This is a genomic window from Microcystis sp. M31BS1, assembly GCF_020245285.1.
GTDB classification, from domain to species: Bacteria; Cyanobacteriota; Cyanobacteriia; order Cyanobacteriales; family Microcystaceae; genus Microcystis; species Microcystis panniformis.
The window spans coordinates 21,239-27,750 of the sequence record NZ_JADBVE010000413.1; the positions used below are offsets into that span (position 1 = coordinate 21,239).

Sequence of the window (6,512 nt, forward strand, 5' to 3'; positions counted from 1 at the left end):
GCTTACCCAGTCGTTTATGTCTTGATGATGCACTTTTTTAAAAATGGTGATAAACTTAACTGTACTGGGGACACTCTCCCTATCGGAGGGATTTGAGAAAAAATCGGGAGAAAAAGCGATGAAAGAACGAGAAACATCGGACAAAATTGAAGCGGGCGGGGGTTTTCCCGTATTGCAATATTGGGCAGAAAAAACCCTCTCTCCTCAAGGGATTAAACTATGGCAAACCTTAAATCATAAAAGTGCCTGTTTAGCTTGCGCTTGGGGAACGGGGGGACAAAAAGGCGGTTTTGTCAACGAAGCGGGGGAAAGTCTGCAACGTTGTCTCAAAAGTGTCGAGGCAGTTACTTCCGAATTAATGCCAGGTATTAAAACCGATTTTTTTCAAACCTATCATCTCGCTCAATTACAGTCCTTAACCTCCTTAGAATGCGACCGCTTGGGTCGTTTTAGTTATCCCGTCCTCTTAAAAGCCGGAGAAAGTCACTATCAACGTATTAGTTGGGAAGAAGTGTATCGATTAGCCGAACAAGCTTTTCATCAACCGTCCGAGACTTTAGCCTCCTATAGTTCGGGACGTTCTTCTAATGAAGCCGCCTATCTCTTACAATTGTTTTTCCGGGCATTAGGAAGTAATAATTTAGCCGATTGTTCCGATCTCTGTCATGCCGCCTCGACCGTAGGCTTAAAACAGGTTTTCGGCTCCGGAACTTCGATGGTCAGTCTGGAAAGTTTAAAACAAGCCGATTGTGTGGTATTGATCGGTTCTAACGCTCCGGCTAATCATCCTCGCCTGATGAATGAATTAATTCAAATTCGTGATCGCGGCGGTAAAATTATTATTATTAACCCGCAAATTGAAGTCGGATTGGTCAAATTCTCCTCACCCGCTTTTCCGATTAAATCTTTATTGCGGGGCGGTTCCGATATTTCAACTCTCTACCTACAGCCGATACCGGGTAGCGATACTGCCCTATTCGTCGGATTACAAAAATCTTTAATTGAACAAAATTTAGTGCGGTGGGATTATCTCAAATCCCATACAGAAAATTGGCAATCTGTTATAGATTATGCCCGACAAACACCCTGGGAAACCATTACTAAAACCTGCGGTTTATCCCGAGAAGAAATTGAAGCAACCGCCGCCCTTTTCGGCAATTTAGAGCGTGTGGTTTTCGCTTGGGCGATGGGGGTTACACAACAGGAAAACGGGGTAGATAATATTATCAGTATTGCCAATACCGCTTTAATGACGGGAAATGCTGGCAAAATCGGAGCCGGAACCATGCCAATCAGAGGTCATTCTAATGTACAGGGCTTCGGTTCTATGGGCGTTACAGTGAGATTACGTCAGGAAATCGCCGAGGCACTTGCTCAACTTTTAGGAAAGCCATTAAATATAACCGGCGGTTATGATACCAGGGCATTAATTGAAGCTGCCGAACGGGGAAAAATCAACACCCTTTTCTGTTTGGGAGGTAATCTTTATGGGGCAAATCCAGATTTAAATCAAGCCAAAAAAGCCTTAGCTCAAATTGATACGATTTTCTATGTTGCCACCAAGCCAAATTTAGGACATTTTCAGGGATTAGCCCGACAAAATACGGTAATTTTACCCGTATTCGCTCGCTTTGAAAATCCTCACCCGACAACCACCGAATCGGGCAATAATTTTGTCCGTTTTAACGAGCGGGGAAGCAGTCATCTACAGGGTTCCGATATGGATATCATCTCGGAAGTAGAACTATTAACAAATATTGCCGTCAAGGTTTTAGGCACAAACCCAATTGATTGGTCGAGATTACACGATACCGCCTATATTCGTCAGTTAATCGCCAAAACGATTCCGGGTTATGAAAAGATCGGGCAATTAGATCAAACCCAAACAGAATTTACCATTAGCGGACGGATTTTTACCGAACCCCATTTTCCAACATCGACCGGAAAAGCGCAAATGTCTGTCACCCCTTTACCCACTTTAAAAGCACCGCAAAAGCAAGATTTCAATCAACCAGAAAATGCCCCCGGAATTGCCCTGATTCTCGGAACAGGACGCAGTTATGGACAACATAACACCGTTGTTTATCAAATGGGCGATAAATATCGGGGAATGCCTCACCGTCATTGTTTATTGATCAACGCCGAAGATGCCAAAAAAGCCAGCTTTCAAGAACATCAACGAGTCACCGTTCAAGGAGATGCCGGTAAATTAGAGAATATTGAACTTATTTTCGGTCCGATTCGCGAAGGTGTTGGCTTTATGTTCTATCCCGAAGCCAATATTTTATTCAAGGCTAAAATCGACCCTCGTTGTGGAACCCCCGCTTATAAACGAGTTCCCGTCTGGGTTTTTTAGTGATCAACTCCTCTGATTTTCTTTTTTGGAAATAATGAAATAGGGTTAAGCAGGTAGGCGTTAAAAATTATCAGACACCCCCCTTATCAAGGGGGGCAGGGGGGATCGAACCTAAAATCCATTTTTAATTTAATTATAACCAGCTACTTAAGCAATCCAACCAACAAATCGAGCAGAATGAAAAAGCTATGGTCGATTTGATCGCATTTCTGTTATCCTATTCTTACCATTATTAAAATAAGTGGCCATGGGAGAGTTTTTACTAACCGTATTAAGCATAGCCAGTTTATTTGCCGTCGGGATGGCCACCCCTAGCATTGCCGGTCCCACATCTGCAGCGACAAACTTGCAACTAGCTCAACGTCCTAACTGTAACAATCCCCAGACTCAAAGCGAAATGAACATTTGTGCCAGCATCGCTTATCAAAACGCCGATCGCAAGTTAAATCAAGTTTATCGACAACTACTGCCAAAACTGTCAGCTGCTCGCAAACAAAAATTAATTAGCGCCCAACAAGCTTGGATTAAGTTTAGAGACAGCAGTTGCGAATTTGAAAGAAGTGCGTTTGAGGGAGGCTCTATAGCTCCCATGATTTACAGTAATTGTTTGGCAGCTGTCACCGAGCAGCGTACCAAAGATTTGCGGAGATATTTAGAAGATAGCGATCTCTAAGTCAGAATCGCCGTTGATATTACCGATAATTCCTTAGACGTTGACTGCACAACAACTTAAGCGGGTGAGGGGAATCGAACCCCTATCATTAGCTTGGAAGGCTAGGGTTTTACCACTAAACTACACCCGCATTTTCTTAGCACTTTCGTTAGTATAACACGAATTGCCAATTTTTGCAAGTAGGGATTTTCAGCTTGTTAATCACCCCTAGATGGTTATAAATTGCCTAAAAATCCCGATCGCTCCTTTTTATCCCCGATTTGGCTAAAAGTTTCCTCCACGCGATCGAGATCTAGTTGGGAGAAATTATCGATCGCCCAGTTAGACACTCTCTGCATAAAATGGAAGGGGTAGGTATGAGCGATTCCCACCACCTGCATTCCCGCTCTTTTTGCCGCTTCGCAACCGGCAAAAGTATCTTCAATCACCAGACATTCCCAGGGTTGCAATTGCAGATTAAAATTCCAACGATTGAATCTTTCTACAGCCAGTAAATAACCATCCGGTTGGGGTTTACTGGTGCTAATCTCATCACCGGTGACAATGACACTAAAATAATCCCCAAGGCCCGTCTGTTGCAAGATTGATTCCACTTCCGAGCGTATTGCTCCCGTCACCAAACCGATTTGTAGATCCCTGGCCTTAACCCGTTTTAAAAAAGAGTATATCTCTTCATAAATAGGAAGTTTCTCTAATTTTCCTATTCTTTCTCGGTATAAACTGGTTTTTTTGTTAATTAACTTAGTCAGATACTCCTCGGTTACTTGACGACCGCGACGGGTGAGAACATTACGCAAACAGACGCGATCGCTTCTTCCCAGACATAACTCCGCAAATTCCGACCCTAGGGGCAGTAAATTTTCCCCGATCAAGATTTCATTGATTAACTCTTGATGGATCGGTTCATCATTGATGATCACCCCATTAAAATCGAACAGAACAGCCTTTAACATCAATCTTAGACAGAAAAGCTAATAAATAATAAGTAGGTGGGTATTAAAAATTGTCAGACACCCCCATGATCAAGGGGGATCCCCCCGCCTATCGGCACCCCCCTTATCAAGGGGGGCAGGGGGGATCAAAACCCCCTTATCAAGGGGGGCAGGGGGGATCAAAACCCCCCTTATCAAGGGGGGCAGGGGGGATCAAGGACAAAATCTATCTTCAATTTAATTGAAACCACTTACTTAAATATTCTTGATTATACTAAAGTTTTTCGTCGGGGCCGGGCGGGTCTTGTCCCTGACCCCATCTCAACAAACAATTTTAATCGGAAAATTGCCAAGGCCTTGACAAATTTCCAGATTTGCTCTATCATTTTCTTATAGTGGGAATCCGTGCTGCCCTGTACCCCCCCTATTTTGGGTTTGCTAAAAAGGTACGGGCGAAGCATTCGGATAGAAAATCTACGGTTTCAGTGATAGGTTATTGCCCGAATGCTTCGCCCCTACAGGACGCGGGCCGATGAAGACGCAAGGTTTTGAAGCACGATTCTCTCATTGCACCTGTTTCGCAAGACAGACCCCCAAAACCCTTACCTTGCCTACATTTCACATTTATTAAGCAAGTCCCATTCTGGGCTGAGATATTAGCCAAAAATATAACAAAAGAATTTAGGCCATTTTTGCCGATACCCAACGACGGAATAATTCCACAGCAATCCGATAACGGGAGTCTTGGCATTCGATGACATGATGATTTTCAAGGGTTTTTAGAGCCCGGTCGAGAGTTGTGGCAGTTAATCCGGTGCTGGAGAGTAAATCTGCCCGGGTTAATCCTTGCAGATGGGGAGAAAGAACTATTAAAATCTCCTGTTGTCCGGCCGCATCTTGTTTAGCCTGTTTCCAGACACCCGTAAAATAATAATTCCCCCTTTGGAAAAACTCAGCATCGATGGCTTTTTCCACATCTTCCACCTGAAAACGAATATCTTGGGGACGTTGCAACTCAAAGACCTGTTTATTATAAAAACGTACCAGATGAAAGCCGATCAGTTGTACTAAATAGGGTTGACCGTGGGTAAGTTGATAAATTTTGTCCAAAGCGGATGGGGTATAGTCTAGGGGAAAATCCTCGTCTTCCCCAACGGGATTAGCGAGGATAACGCGAGTAGATTCAGGAGAGAGGAAACTAACTGGAATCGGGTAAACACTGCCAAAAAAAGGATGAAAATAATCGGCAGTCATCTCCTCTAGGGTATGTAATCCGGCAAAAACAAAAGCTAGACGCGGACTACTCTGGACAAGGGAACGCAGATAGCCGAGGAAATTCTGGGGGAGGGTATTCGCTTCGATTAAATCCTCAATTATCTCGAACTCATCGAGGGCAATAATTAAACCAGTTTTAGCTCTTTCCGGCAGAATCTGGCGCATCAGACGGTCTAAATAACGATTAAAATATATTTCTGGATGTTGGGAGATTTTTTCCTCTTCTGGGGCATCAATTGCCAAAGTTTGGGCGATTTCCTCAGCCATAGTCAGGAGAACTTCGGCTAGGCTGGTTACTGTGGCCACGCGCTGTAAATTAATGTAGATAACCGAGACATTTGGTGGGAGATAGGCCTCCAGATTGCGTAGAATCGAAGTTTTACCCATGCGACGATGACCATAGAGAACTACGGAGGATAGGTTATCTCCCGACCACATTGACTGAAGTTCCCGCAGGATATCCTCACGACCAACAAAGCGTTTACCGATCACCGGATCACCGATAGTGTAGAGATTAGGAATCTGTTGGGTAATAGTTACCGTTCCCACCGTTTTCGCGATGGATGTGCTAATTTTTGCCCATTTTTCGGCGATAGAAAGGATTAATTCTTTTTCTGCTTGGGGTAAAGTAGCCGCCTGTTGGTCGGCTATATCGATTAATTCCCCGATAATCCGATTAAGAGCGAGGGATCTGACCTGTTGGGAGTAACTTCTCTGGACTAAAGCCATTTCTGTGATAACTAGATTTAAACTGCTGATAGCTTGCCAAGTTTGCGGACGTAATGACGGTTCTGCGGCAATAGGGGCAACCTTCAGGGAAGCGATACTATCGGGAGTTGCTGCCCGACTAAATCGGTGTAAAGTTTGGGCGAGGCTATACATTTCTTCCCCGTAGGCGAGGGAACGTACCACAGCAAAGGCTTTTTCGGCTTTTTCGGTGTCCTGTTGGTGAAGATACCAAAAACCGGCGGCGGCGGCACGAGCAGGAGTATCGAGACGGATTTTGCTGAGAGGAAAAGAAAACAGTTTCGCGGACGCATATTTTAACAATTGCCAATCGGAGGGATTTTCTGCCAGACGGGACACCCGATAGATAATTTCTGCCTCTGGGAATTGCGATAAAACGCGATTAACAGCGGCAAGGACAGGAATAAACTGGCGGCTGTACCGAAGGTATTGATTGAGGTTATTAATAGCCGTTTCCCAGTCTTGCTGTAACCATTGTTGTAGAGTCGAGGTTAACCCCGGCAGCGGTAGAGGGGTAATACGGGGAAAA

4 protein-coding genes and 1 tRNA gene are annotated in these 6,512 nt (G+C 44.3%); 2 read left to right on the top strand and 3 right to left on the bottom strand.

Annotation, left to right across the window (positions count from 1 at the left end; translation table 11 throughout):
- The first annotated feature begins 118 nt into the window (after window positions 1-118).
- Both IM509_RS23350 and IM509_RS23355 read left to right on the top strand, forming a co-directional pair.
- Window positions 119-2,356, top strand: a complete 2,238-nt coding sequence (locus tag IM509_RS23350; protein ID WP_185237145.1) for an FdhF/YdeP family oxidoreductase — start codon at window positions 119-121, stop codon at window positions 2,354-2,356.
- A gap of 247 nt (window positions 2,357-2,603) precedes the next feature.
- The gene (locus IM509_RS23355; protein ID WP_185237143.1) at window positions 2,604-3,029 is read left to right on the top strand and encodes a lysozyme inhibitor LprI family protein; all 426 of its coding nucleotides are present in this window, start codon (window positions 2,604-2,606) and stop codon (window positions 3,027-3,029) included.
- 59 nt (window positions 3,030-3,088) lie between these two features.
- Here IM509_RS23355 and IM509_RS23360 read toward each other — a convergent pair.
- From IM509_RS23360 to IM509_RS23370, 3 genes are all read right to left on the bottom strand, one after another.
- A tRNA-Gly gene (locus IM509_RS23360) sits at window positions 3,089-3,159 on the bottom strand.
- A gap of 85 nt (window positions 3,160-3,244) precedes the next feature.
- Window positions 3,245-3,982: an HAD family hydrolase gene (locus tag IM509_RS23365; RefSeq protein WP_185237144.1), complete on the bottom strand. Its 738-nt coding sequence runs from the start codon at window positions 3,980-3,982 to the stop codon at window positions 3,245-3,247.
- A gap of 660 nt (window positions 3,983-4,642) precedes the next feature.
- A partial coding sequence (locus IM509_RS23370) for an AAA family ATPase (protein WP_287717360.1) occupies window positions 4,643-6,512 on the bottom strand: 1,870 nt, incomplete at its 5' end.